Source organism: Microcoleus sp. K5-D4, from assembly GCF_036704575.1.
In the GTDB taxonomy this organism is placed as follows: domain Bacteria; phylum Cyanobacteriota; class Cyanobacteriia; order Cyanobacteriales; family Microcoleaceae; genus Microcoleus.
Genome location: NZ_JAUBSD010000071.1, coordinates 13883 through 38751, shown reverse-complemented (window position 1 = coordinate 38751; position 24869 = coordinate 13883). Strand labels below are relative to the sequence as shown.

Genomic DNA, 24869 nt, shown 5'->3' with positions numbered 1-24869 from the left:
GCCGCTTTTACCAACAAGGTATGCGGGCTGCAACCCTGATTCGGTCTATCTCTTAGGCATCTTTGTCACCCCCCCAGGACCAAATAAAATGTTCGCTACAACTATCTTGTCTGGGGTTAAACAACGGTACTTCTACGTCTGACTGAGCATCTATCGCTCTAGTTTTATCAAATTTATTGCGGTTGCAGTGAAAGCAAGCTAATGCTAAATTTTCAATGTCGTTATTCCCATTTTTAGTTAAGGGAATGATGTGTTCGATAGTAAACTATACGTACTGCCATTGTTCGGAAGCATGACAATATTCGCACAGACAGTTTGCTCTCTGACGAACTTAATTTTGGATATTTTCTGGGATTTGACGGCGAGCGGACATTTCTACACAGTAGGCTGAATCTGGCCCAAGAAAAGATTGCGGACAGTCCGATTGACAAAACTGAGGTAATCGTCGATTTCTTCGTAAAGATTGAGTTCTTGTTCTTCGTCAGGATTTAGAGGCAAAGTTTGTTGTTTTTCCCACAATTCTTGGATGCTATTTTGGACAGCAGTGTAGGCTTTAAAAATTGGTAGGCCTTCCACTAATTCAATTCGTACAGCTCCTTCTATAGGTAGAGTATCGCGCAGGTTTTCCAGTTTTTGCAGGATTAGCATAGTTGTGGATTTTATCGGTTTCCGTCTTGATTATATTTACGTTTTTGTCAATCTTGCCTGACACTATCGGGCACGCCCACGGCCGAAATACCCGATATCGCCTTTAAATTCTGACACCGAATCAACTCATTAAAATCCAAACTGCGCCCCTCAATCTGCGCCACAGCCTCGATCGCCCCAAGCAAATGTCCGGCCGCTTCCGCTTCGTTGTAGCCACGCCTTCCCGCTACTCTAATCGCCCCCTCGTCAGCATCTAACTCTACTTGGGAACTGCGGTTGTCGCGCCAAATTCGAGTCATGGCGAGTCCCGTCAAACCGCCCGCGATCGCAGTGCCGATCGCATCTCCCTGCAACAATTCTACAACAGTCCCGACAATTCCCGCCAGAGCCGCACCTTGATAAATATCCGGTTTAAACCACTTAAAATTGCACAGAAAACTGACATTCCGCAATAGCAGTAAATCCCGCTGCGGCTTAGATAGCAGCCGCCACAAATCAAAATTAATATAAATCGGGCGAGATTGATTCCAAGGCAAAGGAAAATCGCAGTCAATTACCGTTGATTGTTGGGGCTTATTAATAATTTTACACATCATGCGGCCGGAAGCGGGCATCACATCTAACAGGCGGCGAATTTCTGGATCTGGATTCATATTTTTTGGGAATTGGTTATTGGTAATTAGACCTATTGCAGAAAATTTTGATTAATATGTCAACCGCAGATTTAAGGCAGATAAACGCAGATAAACGCAGATAATTTTTAGATAGTTTGGGAATGCTTGCAATTTGAGTCTAATCTGTAGGGACACGGCATTGCCGTGTCCTTTTCCCATAGCTCATTTAAGGGCTTTTCTTAGAGTCTGATTTGGGAGATTATTGAGCTTTTGGAGTTGCTTTTTCACTCTTCGGCGAAGGCTTCGGACTGGCAATTGCTGGGGCAACTGATGGCTTTGAATTAGCGGTTGGGGATGGCAGTGATTTTGGAGAATCAGGGGATGTTAGCGGGGCAGCAGGGGCTGTTTTAGCGCCTAAAATGCTGGCGTCTCCGGTGTCGAAGGTACCCGCGATGCAAGCGATCATCATTGTCGCTAAAGTGCCGACAAATAATGCTTTCCAACCGAGTTCGGAAATGTCTTTGCGGCGGGATGGAATTAGGGCGATCGTACCGCCGACAAATATGCCGACGGAGGCTAAGTGGGCGAAGCCGGAAAGGGCGTAACTGACAATTAAAACTGTACGAGGGCTCACCAGTCCTTTTGCCCCCGCTTCTGCTAAACTTTGATAGGGCGGAATGGCTGTTTCTAATAGCCTGCGACCGATGATTACTGATGCTTGCCAAGAGTCGTCAATGGAGACTCCTGTTAATAGCGTCAGGGGATAAAATAAAAATCCCATAATGTTGGCTAATGTGACAACTTTGAAAAAGCCACCAATTGGGCCTGGCAAAATTGCCAGCCAACCAAAGAATTGATTAATTAAGGAAACTAAGCCTAAGATTAAAATCAAAACAGCGGCAATTGCCACTGCCATTTTTACACCGTCCAATGCACCAATTATCGCGGCATCCAAAGGGCTGACTCGTTCGATGGGTTCTCCGCCCACTGTCTCTTGTTGGCGGATCTCACCGTCATTTTCGGCAATTTCTTCGCCCACAAATTCGCGACCTTTAGGCTTCCGTTCTTCCTTGGGAATGCCGCCCATTGTCAGCGGCACGCCTGTTTCGGGTACTAAGATTTTGGAGAGAACAAAACAAGCGGGAATGGCGATAATTGAAGCGGAAACTAAGTGTCCTAAAATATTTGGAAAAACTGGCTTGAGAAAACTAACGTAAATTGCTAAAGTTGAAGAAGCTGCCGTCCCAAAACAGCAAGAGAGGATTGCACAAAGTTCCGAACGAGTCATTTTCGGCAAATAAGGCTTGACGACAATTGCCGCTTCAATTCCTACGAAGATATTAGCAGCGCCGCTGAGGGCTTCTGCGCCGCTCAACCGCATAGTCGTATAAAAGATTTTTGCAAAAAGTTCGGTGATAATTTGAATCACGCCGATGTTGTATAGCAAGGCCATGAGGCCAGAAAAAAAGATGACTGTCGGTAAAGCTCTAAAGGCAAAAATATATCCTAAATTAACTGCCGGATCTTTACCAGGTATCGGTACAACATTACTTCCAAATACAAACCTCGCTCCAGCGTCAGCAGCGGTGAATACTCCATCGAGTAAGCCAGTAAACCACTCTAGGGCGATGCGAGTTGGGGGGAACAGGAATACTAAAAATCCTAAGACTAATTGCAGTCCAATGCCCCAGGTGATGACGCGCCAAGGTATATACTGAACTTTGCGATTTTCTGAAAAAACCCAGGCGATCGCACATAAGCCAAAAATGCCCAGAAACGAGATAAGATTGTAGATAGACATGAGCCTAGTCCTTGAAATAGTTGAGAATGCCGATCGACGGTTTGCACCACATCAGTTATACTATTCATCTGACGGCAAATACTAAAAAAAATAACGGGCAGATGAATTACGCACTCAACAGCGTACTTATGTCATTGCTTAGGTCATTCCGAACTCTGCGGATCTTTAGCAACCCTTGATTTGCCGTAATTACCAGCAGTTTAGATAGAAACTCTAACACATGGAAGCTTTTGCTCCACATCCTCCTGAATGGACTGCGACGGCGGTTCACGCTAATGAGTTTTGCTGCCCCAAGTGTGGCGCTAGCTGCACGGATGCCACTGAGGTCTGGATTAATCGCCGATCGCCAGTATACACCGAGTTCAACCGCCGCAAGTGGCAAGAATTTTACCGTTGCCAGTGCGATGGCGTTTGGTGGGCATGGAGTAACGATAGGCCTCCTTCTGAACTTGTGCGTCGCGATCAGAGTTCGGATGACAGCCCCGATGACGGCCCGGATGATGATTTTTAGAACGGTGACAGAATTTTCGATTTTCGATTTTCGATTTTATTTAAAATTAGGCTAAGGTGCGCCTCGGCGCACCCTACATTTAGATATGTTAGCGCCAGTTATCAACTAATTCATCACGTCAAGTATTCCCTTGACTACGCCTTCCATGACTCTTTCAATTAAGCTCAATTCATTTTCGCCGATCGACTCATTTAAGAGCATTGACTGAATTCGGTGTCTGTCATCGCGAGTCAGTTCGCCTGACGAAAATATCCGTTCTACTATTTGTTCAGTTAGAAATGGGAAAGCTGGAGTTTGCATGGTTGGTCTCTAAAAGCATCAATATTTTGTTTTTAACTTTATTAGAGGAGCCAGTTATGGTGTGGGTTTTTGCTGTTCCACCCAATCAGTGCTCCAATCATAGGACTCTGGGGGGATTTTGTCAATACACTGGCGACAGATAAATACAAAATTTGCCTTAAATTTCCGACATTCTGGGAACGGGTGGTTTTGGAGTGCGATCGACTGATCCCCTGTGCCTGCAAAGTCGATTCGCCCCGGCGGTGGCGGTGTTTGATCGACATTTTTAAGTTTATTGGCACTCTGGCGGAACATTACAGCTCAAAAAAAATCAAAACGATAAGAGATTAAAATTGGTAATGGAGAATTGGCTTTTTTGAATTCCCTCTTCCTTCCGGCTAATGACTAATGACTAAGAACTAATGACTAATGACTAATGGCTTCCTCCAATGACCTATTTTCGTTCTGCTCTAATTTTGACATTAGGTTTTTGGCTGCTACCGCTAGCAGTTCGATCGCAATCTGTCGTTCCGGCCAATGACGGCATTAATACTGTTGTGAAGTCCGAGCAAAACCGCACAGACATTAGTGGCGGACAACTGTCAGGAAACGGGGCAAATCTGTTTCACAGCTTCAGCCAATTTAATCTCAGCGAAGGTCAAATTGCTAATTTTCTAACTAATCCCAACATTCAAAATATTTTAGGGCGGATTTCCGGCGACAATGTTTCCGTCATTAACGGTCTGATTTCTGTAAGCGGCGGCACCTCAAATTTATTTTTAATGAATCCGGCGGGAATTATCTTCGGTCAAAATGCTAGATTAAACGTACCGGGGTCTTTTTTTGCGACAACGGCTACAGGTATTGGTTTCGGCGATCGCTGGTTTAATTCTAGCGGCATTAATGATTACAAAGCTTTACTGGGAAATCCCAATCAATTTAATTTTAATAACTCACAAGTTGGTGCAATTGTCAATGCGGGAAACTTGGCAGTTGGCAGCGGGCAAAGTTTAACTTTGCTCGGTGGCACCGTTATTAATACAGGAGAATTATCCGCTCCCAACGGTCAAATTACTGTGGCTGCTGTTCCGGGACAAAATGCAGTCCGCATCAGTCAAAGCGGCAATTTATTGAGTTTAGAAATTACTCCGTCTTTGCAGTCAGAAAAATCTGCGATCGCCCCAGTTTCTTTGCCTCAGTTGCTAACGGGTCCCGGCGTAGCGTCAGCCACAGGTTTAACGACTAACGAACAAGGTCAATTGGTACTGACTGGCGACAAAACAGTGGCGGCAGTTGCCGGAAGTGCGATCGTCTCCGGTTCTGTAAATGTATTTGGCCCTTCTGGGAATGCTGGCGGCACAGTCAATATTTTAGGGGAAAAAGTCGGACTCTTCGGCGCAAATATCAATGCTTCCGGGACTGACGGCGGAGGTATTGTGCGCGTCGGAGGCGGTTTCCAGGGGATGGAACCAGTGCCAAACGCCCAGGTAACTTATGTTAGTCCTGATTCTACGATCGCAGCAAACGCGATCGACCGCGGCAATGGCGGCACTGCGGTAATTTGGTCAGACAATATAACTCGCTTCTTGGGCAATATTAGTGCTCGCGGCGGCACTGCCGCAGGTAACGGCGGCAGAGTAGAAGTTTCCGGCAAAAATGCTTTAACTTTCCAAGGAGAGGTCGATACCCGCGCGACTAACGGCGCGATCGGCAATTTGTGGCTCGATCCGGCAAATGTTACGATCGTCAGCGGTAACGGCGACAGCAGCGCGCCATCAACCGGTGGCGGACTCGAAGCGACACCAGAACCCAATGAAACATCGATCTCAGAAGTGCAGTTGGAACAGATGGCGGCCGGCAGCAACGTGGTTCTAGAAACCCCGGGCTACATCACCCTCCAAGACTTGCCCGATAACAAACTTTCGCTGCAAGCGATCGCGGGAGACACCGTAACATTTAGATCGGGCGGAGTGTTTTTTGTCAATGACCCCAACGATTTAATAGAGACTCAAGGTGGCAACATCAACATTTTCGCCAGCAGCATCTCTCTGGGCGGACTCAATGCTAACAGCGGCAATATCGCTATCACTGGTAACGGCATTGACTTCAGAGGCGGCAGCAATTCTGTCAGCAGTGCGGGGGGAACAATTCGCTTGCAACCCAACGACAGCCGAGCGATTCGGATCGGTGGCACCGGCGATATTTTGGGCATTTTAGACTTGACGGCAACGGATCTCGGCGCTTTGGCGGGGGGTTTCGGCTCGATCGCGATCGGGCGCGAAAACGTTAGCAGCTCGTCGATCGCGATCGTCGCACCCATTACCTTCAACAGCCCGCTGACACTTCAAGGCAGCTCGATCGCGATCGACAATCCCCTCAGAACAAGTGGCAGCGCTAGCTTGACTCTCGACGCGCCTCAAACTGATCTCAACGCCAACATTGCGACATCCGGCGGCGATCTCACTTTTACAGGAAACGCATCCCTCAATGCTGACGTGGCTTTGAGCACAAAAGCTAGGGGCAACATTCTGTTCTCCGGTAGCCTAGACGGAGCTCGCGCCCTGAGACTAGACGCTCAGCGAGTGCTGTTCGGCGCTACAGTCGGTCAAGCTGCACCGCTGGCGAGTTTGACTGTCAACGCCGGTAGTACCCTGGTTTCGGGCAATATTGCGACATCTGGCGACATGAATTTCAATAGTAACGTCACAGTCGATCGCACCGCCGCCCTAACCGCCACTACCGGCAATATTGCTTTTGGCAATACCCTCGACAGCATCCCGGGCCGGGCTAATAATTTGACGCTGCGGGCTGGCGGCAACATTACTTTTGAGGGCCTAGTCGGTCAAACTCAGAGGTTGGGCCTGCTCTCGGCTGACGCTGCTAGCGTTACGGCTGCTTCCACAATTACAGCGCGCATTTTGAGCGTTAACGCGCGAGATTCTGTTACCTTCGGGGGGGACAGCACGGCCGCTTTGGGAGCCGATATCAAGGCAGAAAATGTCCTCTTAGAGGGTAATTTAAGGACGGATGGCGGCAGCGTGAACCTGCAAGGAAGCGGCGAGGTTCGGACTGGTAATATTACCTCGAACGGTGGGAGGATTCGGGTTGAGGGAAATACTGTTGCAGCAGGTGCGATCGACTCGTCATCGGCGGGTACAGGAGGCGCGATCGCTCTCCAAACCAATGCTGGGCCTTTAACTGCGGGAGCTTTGAACGCTTCGGGGGCGATCGGCGGAAATATTGCTGTCACCTCGAAGGCGGGGATTTCCGCTCTAGATATCAACTCCAGCGGCACTTCAAACGGCAACGGCGGGGGCGTCTCTCTGAACGCGACTGGTGACATTCAGTTGGGCTTTATCAACGCTAGAGGCGGCACTGGTGGTACTGGCGGCAGCGTTGATGTGAGAACCCTCGGTTTGTTTGGCTCGAACAATGTTTTCAACGATGATATATCGGGCAATATTTCCAGTATTTCTACTACCGGAGGTGCGGGGGCGGGGGGGATCGCAATTCGCCACGGAGGCGGTATCGATCGACCGTTTGTAGTTGGCGGCGCGATCGACAATGGAACCAGAGGAAGCATTAATGCTGGCGTGGGAAACACCATTTTTCCCACTTTTTCTTTTGGACAAAGTTACACCCAAGGAAGTTTACCAAATCAGATTTCCCTAATTACACCGGCCGCGCCCTCTACTCCTGCACCAATTCCCGAACCAATTCCCGAACCAATTCCCGAACCAATTCCCGAACCAATTCCCGAACCAATTCCCGAACCAATTCCCGAACCGCCTCTAGAGTCCGTAAATCGCGATCCGGAGCAGTCATTTCCTGCATCTTTGCAAGTAGAATTGCGATCGCCCAATCGAGATAGAAATTCCGCAATGAGCCAGGATATTTTCGCTCCTTCTCGCAGATTAGATGGGGCAGGTTCGGGAGTTTTAGAATTTGAACAAACCTTTACTCGCGAGTACGAAAAATATCTGGATTTGCCCCCAAGAAAGCCGATTACTAATCTATCGGTGATTTACGAAACTCTTCGCAAAAACGAACAAATTACCGGGACAAAATCTGCCATCATTTATATGAATTGGCTCAGGAGATCGGATGCAGCCGCAGCCCAAGAAAATGGTTCAGTGCTGGTGGCAAGTCAGGATTTATCTAATCTATTGCCTGTGAGAAAAAACCTCACCTCCGGGCCCCATCGCCCCTTAGAAGATAAGTTAGCCCAGAGGTTGTCGCCACTGAGCCAAGAAATTCCCGATGTTCCTAACGGGGAGCATTTAGAATTAGTGTTAGTCACAGCTAACGCTGAACCGATGCGCGTTGTAGTTCCGGCGACAACGCGGTGGCAGGTGTTGCAATTGGCGGACGCCCTACAAACCGAAATAACTAATCCCAGAAGAAGAAGCAGCATTAGTTATTTGGATTCGGCTCAAAAACTTTATCGCTGGTTAATTGCACCAGTTGCCGCAGAATTGACAGCTTTAAAGATTGACAATTTAATTGTAATTCCGGCAGCAGGTTTGCGGAGTGTGCCCTTTGCTGCTCTTCACAATGGCCAACAATTTTTAGTTGAGCAATACAGTCTTAGCGTGATGCCGAGTCTGAGTTTGACTGATATCGGCTACGACAATATTGCGGATGATGAAGTTTTGGCAATGGGGGCGTCGGTATTTGAAGATAAAGCGCCATTACCAGCGGTACCGGTGGAGTTAGAGTCGATCGCGCCGCCCTCAGAAGGAAAATCATTTTTGAATCAAGATTTTACTCTCGGAAATTTGCAAGCTCAGCGGGCAAATCAGCCTTTTGGAATCATTCACTTAGCAACTCACAGCGAATTCCAGCCTGGGGAACCGAAAAATTCTTACATTCAGTTGTGGGATACTAAATTACGTATCGATCAAATGCCACAGTTGCGGTGGAATGAACCGCCGGTGAATCTGTTAGTTTTAAGCGCGTGCAGTACCGCTTTGGGCGACGAAGAGGCGGAGTTGGGGTTTGCGGGTTTGGCGGTAGCTAGCGGTGCTAGATCCGCTTTAGCGAGTTTGTGGGAAGTCAGCGATGATGGGACTTTGGGGCTGATGACTGAGTTTTATCGGCAGTTGCGTGCCCCCAGACGCGGTGGCAATTTGATGATTAAAGCGGAGGCTTTGCGGCGCGCGCAATTGGAGATGCTGCGGGGGCGCGTGCGGATTCAAGACGGGATGTTGCGAGCCGAAGGGCTTTCTGGGGGTCTAATTTTGCCTCCAGAAATTGCGGCGCGGGGCGATCGAGTGCTTTCGCATCCTTATTATTGGGCCGCCTTTACAATGATTGGCAATCCTTGGTAATGGAGATGTTGAATGAAGAGGGAAAAAGAGGCGTTGCTGAATCAAGATATCAAGGGTGCAGTAACTGAAACATCCTAAAATTTTAGGTAATGTATTTAGGACTTATATCGTTTCCGATGCAACCGGAAACGCTATCAAATGTCTCGGAACTATGATATCCTAATACCCATTCTAAAATTCCTGAACGAAAGTGGTCAACGGGTGTCCGTAGGCAGATTTTATGTTTTTTTTCACATAAGTCTGTAATTCATCGATCTCACCGACTTGTGGAATGACTTCGGGGTGATAAGCATCTGGTAAGAGTTTTCTCACAAGTGTTACCGAAGTTATTAGGGTGGTGTGAAGAACTACCTTGATTCGTTAATTGCCCGAAAACCTATACGATTGACATACATTTTTAGGCATTCGGCTTTCACAGTCTCGCTGTAACCAGGCGTGGGACTCATAATCAGCGATCAATTGACAGCCACATTTGACACAAATGTGGTTCTGTTTTCCTTTTTTCTTAGTGTTTTTACGGATATGGATTAATTTGCACTCGCTTTCCTTGCATGGTGATTCGCCCTATTTATACTCTAATTATGCAAGGCCCAAATTTCCTATGAAGATTAACGGCGATCGCACTTCACTCTGTTTTGCCGGATTTTGCAGGAAACTGTGGAGCGATCGTACTCCTGACCGGAATGTTTAGCCGTCTTATTTTTAAGAAATGTTAATAAAAAATAACTTTTCTGTTGAAACTTAAGTTTTTCTTAAAGTTGCGGATATTATTATGTATTAGAGGATACATCTACTTAATTAATTAACAATTTCTAAAAAAATAATTGAGTATTAATACTCACAAGAGGATGTAAGAATGATTAACTTACCGGGCTACGACATTACCCACCAAATCCATGAAAGTAATAATTCTTTAGTTTACCGGGGACTGAGAAAGCAAGACAACAAACCCGTAATCATCAAATTTCTCAAACAAGATTATCCGATCCCAGCTTCGTTAGTCAGATACAAGCAGGAATACGAAATTACACACAATCTTAACCTAGAAAGTGTGCCTAAAACCTACAGCTTAGACAGATCCCATAACAGTTTGGCTATCATTTTCGAGGATTGTGGTGGAGAGTCATTAAAGCTATTGTTGGCTTCTCATCAACTTACCTTAGAAAATTTTTTATTAACAGCTATTAAAATAACTAGGGCTTTAGGAGAAATTCATAGACATAAAATTATTCATAAAGATATCAATCCCAGCAATATTATTATTAACTCAAGCACAGGGCGAGTTCAAATTATAGATTTTGGCATCTCTACTGTTTTAAAGCGCGAAAATCCTAGCCTGAAAAATCCTAATGTTTTAGAAGGCACTCTTAGCTATATATCGCCAGAACAAACAGGTAGAATGAACCGAGCGATAGACTACCGCACTGATTTTTACTCATTAGGAGTCACTTTTTACGAACTGCTAACGCGGCAATTGCCCTGGGATTACAGCGATGCAATGGAATTAATCCACTGTCACATTGCCAAACAAGCAGTACCGCCCCACCAAATCAATCGAGAAATTCCTAAAGCTGTTTCTGATATTGTGATGAAGCTATTAGCGAAAACCGCTGAAGCCAGATATCAAAGTCCTTGGGGCATTATCGCTGACTTAGAAGAATGCCTAGAACAATTAAAAACTACGGGAGGAATTGCAGATTTTGCGATCGCACAAAAAGATATTACAGATAAGTTTCAAATCCCTCAAAAACTCTACGGCAGAGAAACAGAAGTTGAAACCTTATTAGCAGCCTTTGAGCGAGTCAGCAGGGGCAGCACCGAAATGATGCTAGTATCCGGTTACTCTGGCATTGGAAAATCCGCCTTAGTACAAGAAGTTTATAAACCAATTACTAAAGCCAGAGGTTATTTTATAGCAGGAAAATTCGACCAATTTCAACGAAATATCCCTTACGCGGCCGTTGTCAAAGCCTTTCAATCATTAGTCAAGCAACTCTTAACAGAAAGCGAAAATCAACTCACTACCTGGAAAGAAAAAATATTAGCTGCCGTTGGCGCTAATAGTCAAATTATTGTAGATGTCATTCCTGAAGTAGAATTAATCATTGGCCAACAGCCAGCCGTACAAGAATTAGGCGCTACAGAAGCACAAAACCGCTTTAATTTAGTATTTCAAAAATTCATCCGCGTATTTTGTTCAGTTGACTATCCCTTAGTCATCTTTCTCGACGATTTACAATGGGCTGATGCCGCCACATTGAAATTGTTACAAGTAATGATAGCAGATGAGCAAACCAACTATCTATTTCTAATTGGTGCTTATCGAGACAACGAAGTTAACCCATCTCATCCTTTAATGATGACTTTGGACGAGCTGCAAAATCAAGGTGCAAGAATCGAGCGAATTACTTTAGCTCCCTTACACCTTCACCAGATAAATAACTTAATTGCTGATACCGTTCGTAAAGACACCACATCAGCGCTCCCCCTCGCAGAGTTAGTGCTCAATAAAACTCAAGGGAATCCTTTTTTTGTAAATCAGTTTCTCAAAACTCTCTATCAAGAAAACCTCCTGAAATTCAATTTTCAAAAAAGCAACTGGGATTGGAATATTTCAGAAATTGAATCAGTAGGTATTACTGATAACGTCATTGAATTGATGCTGGGAAAATTGAAAAGACTGCCCCCATCAACTCAGCAAGTTTTGCGTTTAGCTGCTTGCGTGGGTAATAGTTTTGACTTAAACACTCTGGCAATTATTAATGAGAAATCGTGGGGAGCCACCTTTCAAGAACTCTTGCCAGCCATCCAAGAGGGATTAATCTTAACTACTTCTGAGTTAGGTGCTACAGAATCAGAAATAATTAACTCAGACTTGGTAATTACTACTTATAAATTTTTGCACGACCGCGTGCAGCAGTCAGGTTACGCTTTGATAGACTCCCAACTGCAAACAGCAATTCACCTACAAATTGGTCGTCTGTTACTGGCAAATATTTCTCCTGAGCGACGAGCCGAAAGAATTTTTGAAATTGTCGATCATTTGAATTCGGGTCGGAATTTAATCATTGATGATCACGAGAAAACTGAACTAGCTATTTTAAATTTAACAGCCGCTCGCAAAGCCAAAGATGCAACGGCTTATGCTGCTGCCAGAGACTACTTAAAAATCGGTCGAGAAATTTTACCGGGCGATATTTGGCTAGAATCCTACGAACTAGCTTTTACCTTTCATAAGGAGCTGGCAGAAGCCGAATATTTAAACGGCAATTTTGAAGAATCAGAAGCTTTAATAGAACTGGCATTTGCCCGGGCAAAATCTGCTCTAGAAAAGGCAGAAATTTACAACATTTTGATCGTGCAGTACACTCTGCTGAGTAAATATGAAGCAGCAGTTCAATCGGGATTAAAAGCCCTTCAATTGCTGGGCATAGACTTGGCTGAAGATAATTTAAGCGAGGCGGTTAATGCGGAAATGGTGGCAGCTAAAGCCAACTTGGCAAACCAAGAAATTGCTTCATTAATTAATGCAGAAAAGATGAAAGACCCGGCTCAACTAATGGGCATGAAATTATTGGGCAACATGGGGCCGCTAACGTTCTTTTCATCTCAAGAACTGTGGAAGTTGACTGTGATTAAAGCGATTAATCTTTCTCTCAAGTACGGTTTTGTAGCGGGAGGGTCTTACTGCTATTCATGTTATGGAATTATCCTGAATTCAATTTTAGGGGATTACCAATCTGCTTATGAGTTTGGCAGACTCGCTCTGACTCTGAGCGAAAATTCAAATAACTTGTCTCAAAATTGCCAAGATAGTGTGATTTTTGCCAATTACTTAAACTGCTGGGTGAGACCGCTCAAAACTACGGCGGAAATTAATAACGAAGGTTATAAAGTTGGCTTGCAATCGGGCAATTTGCAATGGACGGGTTATAACCGGATGTTTCAAACTATTACCTATTTCTTCCAGGGTATGAATTTAAATAATCTCTTGGAAGATATTGCCAAGTCGCTCCATTTTTGCGAGCAAACTAAAAATTTATGGGCGATTGATATTATTATTGCTAATAAGATAGCAATTTTAAATTTGATGGGCGAAGAGGATGAAGTTAGCGAAGAACAGCATTTAGAAAATTTTCACAGTCGTAAAAGTATGGCCGCGCTGTGCGAGTTTTATGTTTTAAAAGCGCAGACTTTATATCTTTACGGACTGTATAGTGAGGCGCTAGAAGCATCGGATCGCGCTGCTGAACTTATTGATTATTTGATGGGTCATATTTCTAGTGCTCACCATCATTTTTACCGTTGTCTGATCTTAACGGCTTTGTATTCAGAGGTTTCTGAGTCGGAGCGAAAAGATTACTGGGAGCAATTAGAAGCTAATCAGAAACAAATCAAAATTTGGGCGGATAACTGCTGGGGAAGTTTCGCACATAAATTCTCGCTAGTGGGGGCAGAAATGGCGAGGATTTCAGGCCGAGATTTGGAGGCGATGGATTTGTACGATCGCGCGATAGCTGAGGCTAGAGAGGATGATTTTATTCAGAATGAAGCGCTGGCGGCGGAACTTGCTGCTAAGTTTTGGTTGGGGAAGGGTAAAGAAGAATTTGCCCAAATCTATTTGACTAAAGCTCACTATGGCTACCAATACTGGGGTGCTAAACGTAAAGTTGAGAGTTTGGAGGAAAAATATCCTCAATTAATCGCGAGAACTTCAGGGAAGACAACTACTCAAACTAAAGTTAATCGCACTACCACGGCGACTACTAGCAATAATTTGGGGGAGACGTTAGATTTAACTACTGTGATGAAAGCTTCACAAGCGATTTCGGGTGAAATTGTTTTGAGTAGGTTGCTGGAAAGATTGATGAAAATTGCGATCGAGAATGCGGGGGCGCAAAAAGGTTTTTTGATTTTAGAAAAAGGGGGAAATTGGGCGCTAGAGGCGGAAGGTTCGGTGAATGAGGATGAAGTTAGTGTGCTGCAATCGCTTCCTCTCAATCCGACAGCAGCTTCTGGGGGTACTCCTTTGCTGGCTTGTGCGATCGCCAATTATGTGATTCGCACTCAGGAAAATGTGGTGTTAAATAATGCTGCCCAAGAGGGACAATTTACCCGCGATCCTTATATTGCAGCTACTCAACCGAAGTCTATTCTTTGCACTCCTCTGTTGCACCAAGGTAAGCTGACTGGTCTTCTTTATTTGGAAAATAATTTGACTGAGGGGGCTTTTACTACGGATCGCCTAGAATTGTTAAAACTTTTATCTGCACAAATTGCTATTTCTATTGAGAATGCTCAACTTTACGATCAATTAGGGGAATACTCGCGAACACTGGAACGTAAGGTTATAGAAAGAACGCAAGAATTGGAACAGGAAATGGCTGTCAGAATGCAGACAGAAATAGCCTTGGGCAAGTCTGAGGAAAAGTTTTCTAAAGCCTTTCGTTCCAGTCCTAACCCGATCGCGATCGCCCGATTCGCAGATGGACGCTACATCGAAGTGAACGACAGTTTCCTCAGCACTTTTAGTTACTCTCGCGAACAGGTAATTGGTTTTACAGCAATTGAGTTGAATCTTTGGCTGAATTTAGAACAAGGTGACAGATACAAACAGCTATTACAAGAATCAGGAGTGGTTCGCAATCAGGAATTTGATTGTCGTACTTCTTCAGGCGAGGTGAGGAAGATGCTGTTATCAGCAGATATTATTGAACTGGGTGGAGAAGCGTGTATTCTGTTAGTCACTAACGACATCACCGAGCGTCAAAGGGTAGAAGAAGCGCTCAAACAAAGCGAGGCTAAATACCGTGACTTAGTTGAAACATCGCAGGATATGATTTGGTCAGTTGATGTTGAAGGGCGTTATACCTTCGTCAACGCTGCCGTCCAACAGATTTTTGGCTACAGCCCTGAAGAAATGATAGGGCGAAAATTCAGTGAGTTTCAGATACCTGAACAACTTCCCAAAGATAACGAGATATTCCAACGTATGCTGAATGGAGAGTCCGTATTTCAGTATGAAACCATACAATTAGCTAAAGACAGCAGACCTATCAATCTCCGGTTTAATTCACTTGTAGTGCGGGATTCCGAGGGAAACATTCTAGGAATAACTGGCACAGCCAGCGATATTACGGAGGACAAAAAAGCAGAGGCAGCCTTACAACAAGCCAAAGAAGTTGCAGATGCGGCTAACAAGGCTAAAAGCGAATTTTTATCAAAAATGAGTCACGAATTGCGAACTCCCCTCAATGCAATTCTCGGCTTTACCCAAGTGCTGGGACGCGACCCATCCCTTTCTCACATACAGCAGGAACAGATCGCCATCATTAGTCGTTCTGGCGAGCATTTGCTGACGCTGATTAATGACGTTCTGGAAATGTCTAAAATCGAGGCAGGTCGGATTACATTAAATCCTACTAGCTTTGACCTGTATCATTTGCTCCATTCTCTAGAAGAAATGCTCAAACTCAAAGCTGATTCTAAAGGTTTACAGCTCAGTTGGCACATCAATTCTAACATTCCTCAGTATGTAAAGACTGACGAAAGTAAATTGCGTCAAGTCTTAATTAATCTGCTAGGAAATGCGATCAAGTTTACTACGAAGGGAAGTGTGACACTTCGGGTTGCAGCAATTAGTGCAAAACAAAAGTCCCCAACAGACAACGAACCACGGACTATTACGTTTGAAGTGGAAGACACGGGCCACGGCATTGATCCTACTGAGGTAGAGTCTTTATTTGAGGCTTTTGTACAAACTGACGCAGGTCGGAAATCTCAAGAAGGAACTGGCTTGGGTTTACCCATCAGCCGACAATTCGTACAACTGATGGGAGGAGACATTACCGTCAGCAGTACCTTGAATCGAGGAACAATTTTTAGTTTTGATATCCAAATTAGCTCCCCTGAGATGGCTGAAGTTCAACCTCGACAATCAAGAAAACGGGTAATTGGTTTAGAACCCAACCAACCCTCATATCGCATCTTGGTGGTTGATGATAAATGGGAGAGTCGTTTGCTATTGGTTAATCTTCTCGAACCGCTTGGCTTGGAGGTGCGCGAAGCAGTAAATGGTCAAGAAGCTATTAGAATTTGGGAAACTTGGAAACCTCACCTAATTTGGATGGATATGCAAATGCCTGTGATAGACGGATATGAGGCCACCAGACAAATTAAAGCCAAGATTAAAGATGAGGCTACCCCGATTGTTGCGTTGACCGCTAGCGCTTTTGAGGAAGAACGAGCCATTGTTTTATCATCAGGCTGTGACGATTTTGTGAGCAAGCCTTTCCAAGAAGAAGTGATTTTCGCAAAAATGGCTGAACATTTAGGGGTACAGTATATTTATGAAGATTTACCGAACTTTACATTATCTCAGCTTGAGGGTCAAGACTTGAGTGTAAAAGAAGAAGAAAAAACTGAAAATTTAAGGACAACTTTGGCGGAAATGCCTACGGAGTGGGTGATACAGTTACATCATGGAGCTATCGATGCTGATGCCGACCTGATTTTAAGTTTAGTCGCCACAATCCCTGAATCCGATACTTCTTCTGCGGAGGTTCTCACCGATTGGATTCATAATTTTCGATTTGATAAAATTACTGCCTTAACAGAAAAATTTATCCCATGAACAGCCAGCAATTAGAATCTCATGTTGCCAATCTTTTAGTGGTTGACGATACCCCCGACAACCTGCGTCTTTTATCCACTATGTTGAGCGACAAAGGATATAAGGTTCGGGGCGTAATAAATGGGGAGATGGCATTAAAAGCAGCGCGTTCAACTCCACCAGATTTGATTTTGCTCGACATCACAATGCCCCAGATGAACGGCTATGAAGTTTGCGAACACCTAAAAGCCGATTGCAGAACTTCGGGTATTCCAGTTATTTTCTTGAGCGCCCTCGATCAAGTGTTGGATAAAGTCAAAGCATTTGCTGTGGGAGGAGTAGACTACATCACCAAGCCATTTCATTTAGAAGAAGTTTTAGCTCGTGTCGAAAATCAACTAACTATTCAGCGTTTGCAAAAAAAAATGCACGAGCAAAATGCGCGATTGCAGGAGTCAGAGGCTAAAGAGCGGAAGAAATCCCAACAACTAGAGCTGGCTCTACAACAGTTACAAAATGCACAAGCTCAACTCATCCAAAGCGAGAAAATGTCAAGTTTAGGGAATGTCGTAGCAGGGGTAGCTCACGAAATTAACAATCCGATTAATTTCATTAAAGGGAACCTCGGCCCCATAACGGAGTACACTGAAGATTTGCTGAGGCTGGTGCAACTCTACGCAGAAGATTTTCCCAATCCCACAGCCGCTATCCAGGAACAACTGGAGGCAATCGATTTCACTTTTCTCAGGAATGACTTGCCGAAGCTAATTGCTTCTATGAGCATAGGAGCTGACAGAATTGGAGAAATAGTGCAATCGCTGCGGAATTTTTCCCGACTCGATGAATCTGAGTTGAAAGCGGTGGATATCCATGAAGGGCTGGAAAGTACGCTGCTGATTTTGCAGCATCGGCTGAAAGATGAAGCTGATCAAACGATAATTAAAGTGGTAAAAGAGTATGAGGATCTGCCAAAGATAGAATGCTACGCAGGGCAAATGAATCAGGTTTTTATGAACATCCTGACCAATGCGATTGATGCGTTGCAGTCACAAAAAAGTTGGGAAAAAGAGGCGAATGATAACAGCCCCATCCCTACTATTACTATTTGCACGAAGTTACTCTCCGATTTTCAAGTGGGTATTTATATTACTGATAATGGGCCGGGCATAACCGAAGATATTCAACAACGCATATTTGAGCCATTTTTTACAACGAAGCAAGTGGGCAAAGGAAAGGGTTTGGGGTTATCGATTAGCTATGCTATTGTAGTGGACGACCACGGCGGGCAACTCCGTTGTTTTTCGATACCGGATCAAGGGGCGACATTAGCCATCGAAATTCCGATTCACTACTCTTCTAAAAAATGTTTTTATAAAGAAGATTTGGTCGGGTTATAATCCACAATAAAATCAAAGTATTCCTAAAGGGTGTAACATCGGGAATCGTGTTTATTTAGGAGTCATATCATGTCCGATAGATTAATCATAATATCCCGGTCGGGGCGGGTTTTTGAGATTGTCAATTATTGGCAGGTATTGTTGGTGAACCCGCCCCAACTCTTGGTCACAGAGTCCGAAACTTTTTCCGACAAGGCTCCTTAAATTACCAACGATCGCCGACTTGCTTTTTTTTCAATAGCTTATGCACGCCCTCTCAAACCAAAAATAATGATGAATTTCCACCCTCATTTTTTTTCTGCAAAAACCCTAGCAATTGTTTGTGCAATTGCTGCGTTTGTTGTCCTTGCTAGCAAAGTCTTTGCCACAACAATCGATTATGCACCGCCCTTTAAAGAAACTAGCTTTTACAGTACGACGATATCTGCTAATAACGATTTAGCTGACATTTATTATCCTAAACCATCCGATCTTAATTCGGGTAATTACTCTTTCCCCATTGTACTTTTATTGCAAGGTGCGCTTGTAGATAAAACATTTTATTCAGATTACGCTAGCCACGTGGCGCGGTACGGCTTTGTGGTAGTCGTTCCGAACCATTTGCGCCCTTCGCCCTTCAATCCCAGTTCACCCCCTAATTTGGCGTCGGAAACTTCGCAAATTGCTGCGGTTTTGTCGCAAATGGCGATCGAAAACACGAAGCCCACATCCCCGATTGCGTCTGTTATCGATACGCAGCGCCTTGGTTTATTGGGTCATTCTTTTGGTGGTGCAGTGGGGTTGTCGGTGATTGCTAATAAATGCCTCCCAGAATTGTATTTGTGTCAAGAGCCATTTACGCGCCCGAAAGAACTATTAGCGGGTGCATTTTTTGGAGCTAACTTGCGGAATCCTATTGCTAATGAATTTGTACCCATCGCTAATGATGGCATTGCAGTGGCGTTGATTCAAGGATCTATCGATGGTGTCGCCCTGCCCGATCGATCTCAAAGCACCTTTGACCAAATTCAAACACCACCCAAAGCTTTGATTACTGTTATGGGTGCCAATCACTTCGGCATTACCGATGTTAATAACCCCGCTGGTGCGAACCCCGATCGCAATACTGCTACCTTAGAGCGAGCCGTGGGTATTGAAACGATCGCCCGTTGGAGCGCGCTATTTTTGCGGGCAAATATGCTTAAAGATCGATCGGCATTTGATTATATTTACTCTCAAGGTGACGCCCTCGATCCGAATGTCCGTGTTACCACCGTTGCACTTCCCTAACCATCTTCTAAGTAGCTACCTAAAAAAACGTAATATAGATTAACGCTAATAGATAGTGTGCCTACATTTTTATTATGGGGCATCACTTATCTGGCATACCGCCAGCAGTATATTGTGTTAACCATCTATGTACAGTAATTCTATGTACACCTAGACGTTCAGCTACATTTGTAAGGCTTTGACTCGCTCCTGTTTTTAACCAATAAAGTGCCTGAATTTTTTGTTTATTAGGTAGAGTGCGCTGCTCGGACAGAATTATTTTTAACTCGTCTGCTTTTAAATCTATTCTTACTTGGTAGTTTACTTTCATAAAGTATTACTCAAACTTTGTTCTTCATTGTATCAGCTAGTTTTGGACAATGATATCATTAAGTAAATTTTCCTTTTCAGTAACGTCAGCCTGTCGCTTAAAGACTAGCAACGTAATATCATCAAACACTTTCTGCTTACCGATATGTTGCCGCACATCTACAATCACCGCATCCTTAACTCCTGCGGCAGACTTGTGCCAATTTTGACTGATTACTTGACACAATTGCTTCAGTCCATACTGCTTTTTGCGGATGTTATAGGCTTCTGGAATGCCATCAGTATAAAGCACCACGCCATCTCCAGGTTCTAGCTCAATCAGGATGTGACTGATGAACTCTGCGATATCATCATCTAACGCGATCGGGAAGCCTAACTCCATCGTGTCGATGCGCTCAACATCTCCATTTTTTCGCACAACTAGCGTTTCTTCATGCTGACCGCTGATGCTAATGACTCCTTGGGAGTAGCTCAAAATCGCCAGCGTCAGACTTTTCTCAGAGTTCATGCGCTGTACGTTTTTGTAGAGGGTACGGTTGAGTACATCCAGGAATCGAACGGGGTCTAGTTCACGAATCTCTTGCAGGGTGCGAACTGAGGTTTGCGCCATCAGCATGAGAATGCCGCTTTCGAGGCCGTGTCCGGTGACATCACCGATCGCCAGTGTGACAACACCATCGATCTGTAGCACGTCGTAGTAGTCACCTCCTACTTCATCAGCGGGTTCCATGTATCCGGCGATATCTAGTCCGTCAATTTCCAGTTCCTCAGGGTTAGGCAAAATCATTTGCTGGATGTGACGCGCGACATTCAATTCTGCACCTAAGCGGAGGTTGTCTACTTTGAGTTTTTCGTTGAGGGCAATGATTTCCTGATTAGCATTAGCGAGTTCTGCTGTTCGTTCTTTAACTTTGTCTTCGAGGGTTTCAAAGGATTCTTGGATTTGCCTCGCCATGCTATTGAAAGATCGTGCCAGCAGACCGATTTCGTCTGCAGATCGCATCTTCACACGCATATCTAAGTTACCCGCCGTAAACTGGGCAACCGCTTGGGTGAGATAAATCACAGGCTTTGTTAATAGTTGTGCGATCGCCAAAGCGATGATAGTTACAATTGTGGCGATGATTGCTAATAAAAGAAGTGCATCACGTATTTGTTTTTCTACAGGTGCTAGGGCAACGGCAATGGGCTGTGCGAAAAGAACTGACCAAGGTTTATATTTCAGGCGGGCGATCGCTAAGAGGCTCAACTCATTATTACCCGTAGCTGCCAATCGTGTGGTTAGATAAGGCTGTTTAGTGTCTAAAGCTTGCTTGAGGTCGGGCAAATTGATTGCAAGTTCTTTCGTTAGAGTCTTAGGCAAACGCCCTTCGCGTTGCAGTTTCGCTACAACATTGGGCGGCAAAGGCACAATCGATTTGAAAAGGAGTTCAGGTGTAGTGCTATGTGCCAGATGGATATAGTGATCATCTAAAAGAACTGCTAAGGATTTCGCACCTGCGCGTTCAGTTTCCCGAGTCACCAACTGCTGGACAGATGTGGCATTGTATGTCACTCGCAATACACCCAATATATTTCCCTTTGCATCGCGAACAGGACTGCTAAAAAAAAGCGTAGCGAGGTTGGGAATTGTCGTCGATTGCCTAATACTAGAAACAAAAGGTAGTTGAGTTTTGAGCGGTTCTTGGAAGTAATCTTGGCCGGATTCATCTCGTCCCACATCCGGTGTATTCGTATCGAGTACATTCCGTCCCTTTAAGTTGAGCAAGGCATAGGAGATAATATTAAGCATATCTTTGCGACTGAGCCGGGTTAAGGTTTCAGTCGCTAACATCTCTTGGGGACTACCATTTCGCCGTTCTGGAGGTAGGCCCAGATAGGCCGCCAAACCTGGTAAAATCGCTTCTACGCGCACAGCATTGAGATTCCCATCGATAAACCCATCTATTCTGTAAGCGGTTTCGTTAGCCGCCGCAGATAGGGCTTGTCGTGCGTTGTCGGTCAATGCCTTTTGAGTTGTCTGCTTGTTGATAAATGCTAACAGCAGCAACGGAATTAGAGCAACGAGGAGAAACGACACGATTAACTTTGTACGAATGCTTTTGAAAAAGGAGCGCTTCATGGTTTCAGGCTAGGAGGGGGGGTTAAGAAAGAAGAATTGAACAATTTTTCTAGATTGGGAAGGCGCGTCACATTGCCAGCGCGAATAAAAAAATCCGCATATTTCTTGGCAGTTTTGTAGATATAATTAGGACTGTCTGATTGAAAGAATTTTTGATTTTCTGCAAGGTTACTGAGGTCTATTCCCTCGAAAGAGATTGTGGTGATCGGAATATTCAACGCTTTGCTCACGATCGCGTTTCCTTCGGGAATATTTGCTTCCCAATATGACAAGCCTTGAAGCCAGCCTCGCACAAAGGCGCGAATATCTTCGGGGCGATCGCGTATCGCCTCACCCCGAAACGCGACCAAATCCAAAATTAAGCCTGGGGTTTGTTTGCTTGTAAACAGGATATGCGCCCCTAATTTTAATGATTCAGAAATATGCGGTTCCCAAGTGTGCCCTGCTTGGATAGCATTGTTTTGTAAGCGATTGGGAACTTCTAAACCATCAACTTTAACCAGCCTAACATCATCGCTCGTCAGCTTAGAGATTTTCAACATCTCAGTAACGAAGACTTCGCTAAAGCCGCCTAGATTTGCACCAACCTTTTTTCCTTTCAAGTTAAGAATTGTTTTAATGTTTGATTCCGCGACTACCACATCTGCACCTGTCGATTCAGACACAACCATCACAGCTTGCATATCAGGATTTGTGGCACTCAAGATCATAAAATCTCCCAAGGTTAATCCGATCCCATCATACTTGCCTGCACTGAAATCTGCTTGTTGCAATTGTAAGTAGTCTGCATAGCTGAGTTCCACGTCTACCCCTTGCGCTTTGAAGAATCCTTTCTCTTGAGCAATGAGGCCCGGTCTATGGCCAACAAAAGAGATCAAACTTACTTTCAGGGGAGGACGTTTTACTTTTAGAGATTCCACAGAATGACAAGCAAACAGCAGCCCGCAGGTAATAATAATAAAGATGCTGTTGAAAAAGGAGCGCTTCATGGTTTCCGACTAGGAGGGGGGGTTAAAAAAGAAGAATTGAACAAGGTTTCTAGATTGGGAAGGCGCGTCACATTGCCAGCGCGAATAAAAAAGTCCGCATATTTCTTGGCGTTTTTGTAGATATAATTAGGGTTGTCTGATTGAAAGAAGTTTTGATTTTCTGCCAAGTCAGTGAGGTCTATTCCCTCGAAAGAAATTTTGTTGCTGGGAATATTCAACACTTTGCTCGCGATCTCGTTTCCTTCGGGAATATTTGTTTCCCAATAAGACAAGGCTTGAAGCCAGCCTCGCACAAAGGCGCGAATATCTTCGGGGCGATCGCGTATCACCTCACCCCGAAACGCTACCAAATCCAAAATTAAGCCTGGGGTTTGTTTGCTTGTAAACAAAATTTTTGCTCCTAATTTTAATGATTCAGAAAGATACGGTTCCCAAGTGTGCCCTGCTTGGATAACCTTGTTTTGTAGGCGATCTGGAACTTCTAAAGCATCGACTTTAACCAGGCTAACATCATCGCTCGTCAGCTTAGAGGTTTTCAACATCTCAGTAACGAAGACTTCGCTAAAGCCGCCTAGATTTGCACCAAGCTTTTTTCCTTTCAAGTTAAGAATTGTTTTAATATGCGATTCAGCGACTACCACATCTGCACCTGTCGATTCATCCACAACCATCACAGCTTGTATATCAGGATTTGTGGCACTCAAGATAATCAAATTGCCCAAGGGCAATCCGATCCCATCGTACTTCCCTGCACTGAAATCCGCCTGTTGCATTGAGTAGTCTACATTGCTCAGTTCCACGTCTATCCCTTGCGCTTTGAAGAATCCTTTCTCTTGAGCAATGGTGACAGGTATATAGCCAATAAAAGGGACAAAACTTACTTTCAGGGGAGGACGTTTTACTTTTACAGATTCCACAGAATGACAAGCAAACAGCAGCCAGCAGGTAATAATAAAGAGGCTGGTGAAAAAGGAGCGCTTCATGGTTTCAGACGAGGAGGGGGGGTTAAAAAAGAAGAATTGAACAAGGTTTCTAGATTGGGAATGCGCGTCACATTGCCAGCGCGAATAAAAAAATCGGCATATTTCTGGGCAGTTTTGTAGATATAATTAGGGCTGTCTGATTGAAAAAAGTTTTGATTTTCTGCAAGGTCAGTGAGGTCTATTCCCTCGAAAGAGCTTGTCTTGATTGGCATATTCAACGCTTTGCTCACGATCGCGTTTCCTTCGGGAATATTTGCTTCCCAATATGACAAGCCTTGAAGCCAGCCTCGCACAAAGGCGCGAATATCTTCGGGGCGATCGCGTATCGCCTCACCCCGAAACGCGACCAAATCCAAAATTAAGCCTGGGGTTTGTTTGCTTGTAAACAGGATATGCGCCCCTAATTTTAATGCTTCAGAAAGATGCGGTTCCCAAGTGTGCCCGGCTTGGATAGCATTGTTTTGTAAGCGATTGGGAACTTCTAAAGGCTCGACTTTAACCAGGCTAACATCATCGCTCGTCAGTTGAGAGGCTTTCAACATCTCAGTAACGAAAACCTCGCTAAAGCTGCCTAGATTTGCACCGAGCTTTTTTCCTTTCAAATTAGGGATTGTTTTAATGTCGGATTGGGCGACTACCACGTCTGCACCTGTCGATTCATCCAATACCATCACAGCTTGCATATCAGGATTTGTGGCACTCAAGATCACCAAATCGCCCAAGGTCAATCCGATCCCATCATACTTCCCTGCACTGAAATCCGCGTCTTGGAATTGTGAGTAGCCTACATAGCTGAGTTCCACGTCTACCCCTTGCGCTTTGAAGAATCCTTTGTCTTGAGCAATGATTAGAGGTGTATAGCCAACAAAAGGAACACAAGATACTTTTAGGGGAGGAGGTTTTACTTTTAGAGGTTCCGGAAAATGACAAGCAAACAGTAGGCAGCCGGTAATAATAAAGATACAGATGAAATTGAGTAGTTTAGACATACTATCTAAAGCATTC

General features: G+C 44.6%; 16 protein-coding genes. 5 read left to right on the top strand and 11 right to left on the bottom strand.

Features of this window, described 5'->3' with window-relative positions; all coding sequences use genetic code 11:
- Window positions 1-52: 52 nt before the first annotated feature.
- The 4 genes from QUA77_RS20490 to QUA77_RS20475 form a co-directional block, all read right to left on the bottom strand.
- Entirely contained in the window at window positions 53-259 is a 207-nt protein-coding gene (locus QUA77_RS20490) for an HNH endonuclease signature motif containing protein (RefSeq protein ID WP_333452148.1), read from the bottom strand.
- A 116-nt stretch (window positions 260-375) separates the two neighbouring features.
- Window positions 376-648 carry a hypothetical protein gene (locus QUA77_RS20485; RefSeq protein WP_333042067.1) on the bottom strand — a complete coding sequence of 91 codons (273 nt, stop codon included), beginning with the start codon at window positions 646-648 and terminating at the stop codon, window positions 376-378.
- A gap of 47 nt (window positions 649-695) precedes the next feature.
- Complete coding sequence (locus tag QUA77_RS20480) at window positions 696-1301, bottom strand: DUF3318 domain-containing protein (RefSeq protein WP_333042068.1); 606 nt, start codon at window positions 1299-1301, stop codon at window positions 696-698.
- A gap of 220 nt (window positions 1302-1521) precedes the next feature.
- On the bottom strand, window positions 1522-3063 hold the full coding sequence (locus QUA77_RS20475; protein ID WP_333452144.1) for a nucleoside transporter C-terminal domain-containing protein: 1542 nt from the start codon (window positions 3061-3063) through the stop codon (window positions 1522-1524).
- A gap of 220 nt (window positions 3064-3283) precedes the next feature.
- On the opposite strand from QUA77_RS20475, the gene QUA77_RS20470 reads away from it, so the two are divergent.
- Window positions 3284-3574, top strand: coding sequence for a hypothetical protein (locus QUA77_RS20470; protein ID WP_333452142.1), 291 nt, complete (start codon window positions 3284-3286; stop codon window positions 3572-3574).
- A 105-nt stretch (window positions 3575-3679) separates the two neighbouring features.
- Here the strand turns inward: QUA77_RS20470 and QUA77_RS20465 are convergent, their stop codons facing one another.
- Both QUA77_RS20465 and QUA77_RS20460 read right to left on the bottom strand, forming a co-directional pair.
- Window positions 3680-3874 carry a hypothetical protein gene (locus QUA77_RS20465; protein WP_333042072.1) on the bottom strand — a complete coding sequence of 65 codons (195 nt, stop codon included), beginning with the start codon at window positions 3872-3874 and terminating at the stop codon, window positions 3680-3682.
- Window positions 3875-3928: 54 nt separating this feature from the next.
- Window positions 3929-4168, bottom strand: a complete 240-nt coding sequence (locus QUA77_RS20460; protein ID WP_333452140.1) for a hypothetical protein — start codon at window positions 4166-4168, stop codon at window positions 3929-3931.
- A gap of 134 nt (window positions 4169-4302) precedes the next feature.
- Here QUA77_RS20460 and QUA77_RS20455 point away from each other — a divergent pair, with 134 nt between their 5' ends.
- The 4 genes from QUA77_RS20455 (at window position 4303) to QUA77_RS20435 (ending at window position 19461) form a co-directional block, all read left to right on the top strand.
- A complete protein-coding gene (locus QUA77_RS20455; protein ID WP_333452138.1) occupies window positions 4303-9183 on the top strand; it encodes a CHAT domain-containing protein in 4881 nt (1626 codons plus the stop codon).
- Window positions 9184-10039: 856 nt separating this feature from the next.
- Window positions 10040-16816: an AAA family ATPase gene (locus QUA77_RS20445; RefSeq protein WP_333452136.1), complete on the top strand. Its 6777-nt coding sequence runs from the start codon at window positions 10040-10042 to the stop codon at window positions 16814-16816.
- Complete coding sequence (locus tag QUA77_RS20440) at window positions 16813-18192, top strand: response regulator (protein WP_333452134.1); 1380 nt, start codon at window positions 16813-16815, stop codon at window positions 18190-18192. The genes QUA77_RS20445 and QUA77_RS20440 overlap by 4 nt, the downstream gene beginning before the upstream one ends.
- A 270-nt stretch (window positions 18193-18462) precedes the next feature.
- Window positions 18463-19461, top strand: a complete 999-nt coding sequence (locus QUA77_RS20435; protein ID WP_333452132.1) for a poly(ethylene terephthalate) hydrolase family protein — start codon at window positions 18463-18465, stop codon at window positions 19459-19461.
- Between the two features lie 82 nt (window positions 19462-19543).
- On the opposite strand, the gene QUA77_RS20430 is transcribed toward QUA77_RS20435, so the two are convergent.
- Genes QUA77_RS20430 through QUA77_RS20410 form a run of 5 tightly spaced genes read right to left on the bottom strand, consistent with a single transcriptional unit; the run spans window position 19544 to window position 24853 of the window.
- Window positions 19544-19771, bottom strand: a complete 228-nt coding sequence (locus QUA77_RS20430) for a helix-turn-helix domain-containing protein (RefSeq protein ID WP_333041067.1) — start codon at window positions 19769-19771, stop codon at window positions 19544-19546.
- Between the two features lie 36 nt (window positions 19772-19807).
- The gene (locus tag QUA77_RS20425; protein WP_333452130.1) at window positions 19808-21892 is read right to left on the bottom strand and encodes a SpoIIE family protein phosphatase; all 2085 of its coding nucleotides are present in this window, start codon (window positions 21890-21892) and stop codon (window positions 19808-19810) included.
- Window positions 21889-22881, bottom strand: coding sequence for an ABC transporter substrate-binding protein (locus tag QUA77_RS20420; protein WP_333452128.1), 993 nt, complete (start codon window positions 22879-22881; stop codon window positions 21889-21891). Before QUA77_RS20420 ends, QUA77_RS20425 begins: the two co-directional genes overlap by 4 nt.
- A complete protein-coding gene (locus QUA77_RS20415) occupies window positions 22878-23864 on the bottom strand; it encodes an ABC transporter substrate-binding protein (RefSeq protein ID WP_333041063.1) in 987 nt (328 codons plus the stop codon). Before QUA77_RS20415 ends, QUA77_RS20420 begins: the two co-directional genes overlap by 4 nt.
- The gene (locus QUA77_RS20410; RefSeq protein WP_333452126.1) at window positions 23861-24853 is read right to left on the bottom strand and encodes an ABC transporter substrate-binding protein; all 993 of its coding nucleotides are present in this window, start codon (window positions 24851-24853) and stop codon (window positions 23861-23863) included. The genes QUA77_RS20415 and QUA77_RS20410 overlap by 4 nt, the downstream gene beginning before the upstream one ends.
- Window positions 24854-24869: the final 16 nt, after the last annotated feature.

Excerpts from the sequence above, each read along its gene's own strand:
- QUA77_RS20485 (WP_333042067.1), bottom strand. The coding sequence starts at position 648 with ATGCTAATCCTGCAAAAACTGGAAAACCTGCGCGATACTCTACCTATA.
- QUA77_RS20480 (WP_333042068.1), bottom strand. The coding sequence starts at position 1,301 with ATGAATCCAGATCCAGAAATTCGCCGCCTGTTAGATGTGATGCCCGCT.
- QUA77_RS20475 (WP_333452144.1), bottom strand. The coding sequence starts at position 3,063 with ATGTCTATCTACAATCTTATCTCGTTTCTGGGCATTTTTGGCTTATGT.
- QUA77_RS20470 (WP_333452142.1), top strand. The coding sequence starts at position 3,284 with ATGGAAGCTTTTGCTCCACATCCTCCTGAATGGACTGCGACGGCGGTT.
- QUA77_RS20465 (WP_333042072.1), bottom strand. The coding sequence starts at position 3,874 with ATGCAAACTCCAGCTTTCCCATTTCTAACTGAACAAATAGTAGAACGG.
- QUA77_RS20460 (WP_333452140.1), bottom strand. The coding sequence starts at position 4,168 with ATGTTCCGCCAGAGTGCCAATAAACTTAAAAATGTCGATCAAACACCG.
- QUA77_RS20455 (WP_333452138.1), top strand. The coding sequence starts at position 4,303 with ATGACCTATTTTCGTTCTGCTCTAATTTTGACATTAGGTTTTTGGCTG.
- QUA77_RS20445 (WP_333452136.1), top strand. The coding sequence starts at position 10,040 with ATGATTAACTTACCGGGCTACGACATTACCCACCAAATCCATGAAAGT.
- QUA77_RS20440 (WP_333452134.1), top strand. The coding sequence starts at position 16,813 with ATGAACAGCCAGCAATTAGAATCTCATGTTGCCAATCTTTTAGTGGTT.
- QUA77_RS20435 (WP_333452132.1), top strand. The coding sequence starts at position 18,463 with ATGATGAATTTCCACCCTCATTTTTTTTCTGCAAAAACCCTAGCAATT.
- QUA77_RS20430 (WP_333041067.1), bottom strand. The coding sequence starts at position 19,771 with ATGAAAGTAAACTACCAAGTAAGAATAGATTTAAAAGCAGACGAGTTA.
- QUA77_RS20425 (WP_333452130.1), bottom strand. The coding sequence starts at position 21,892 with ATGAAGCGCTCCTTTTTCAAAAGCATTCGTACAAAGTTAATCGTGTCG.
- QUA77_RS20420 (WP_333452128.1), bottom strand. The coding sequence starts at position 22,881 with ATGAAGCGCTCCTTTTTCAACAGCATCTTTATTATTATTACCTGCGGG.
- QUA77_RS20415 (WP_333041063.1), bottom strand. The coding sequence starts at position 23,864 with ATGAAGCGCTCCTTTTTCACCAGCCTCTTTATTATTACCTGCTGGCTG.
- QUA77_RS20410 (WP_333452126.1), bottom strand. The coding sequence starts at position 24,853 with ATGTCTAAACTACTCAATTTCATCTGTATCTTTATTATTACCGGCTGC.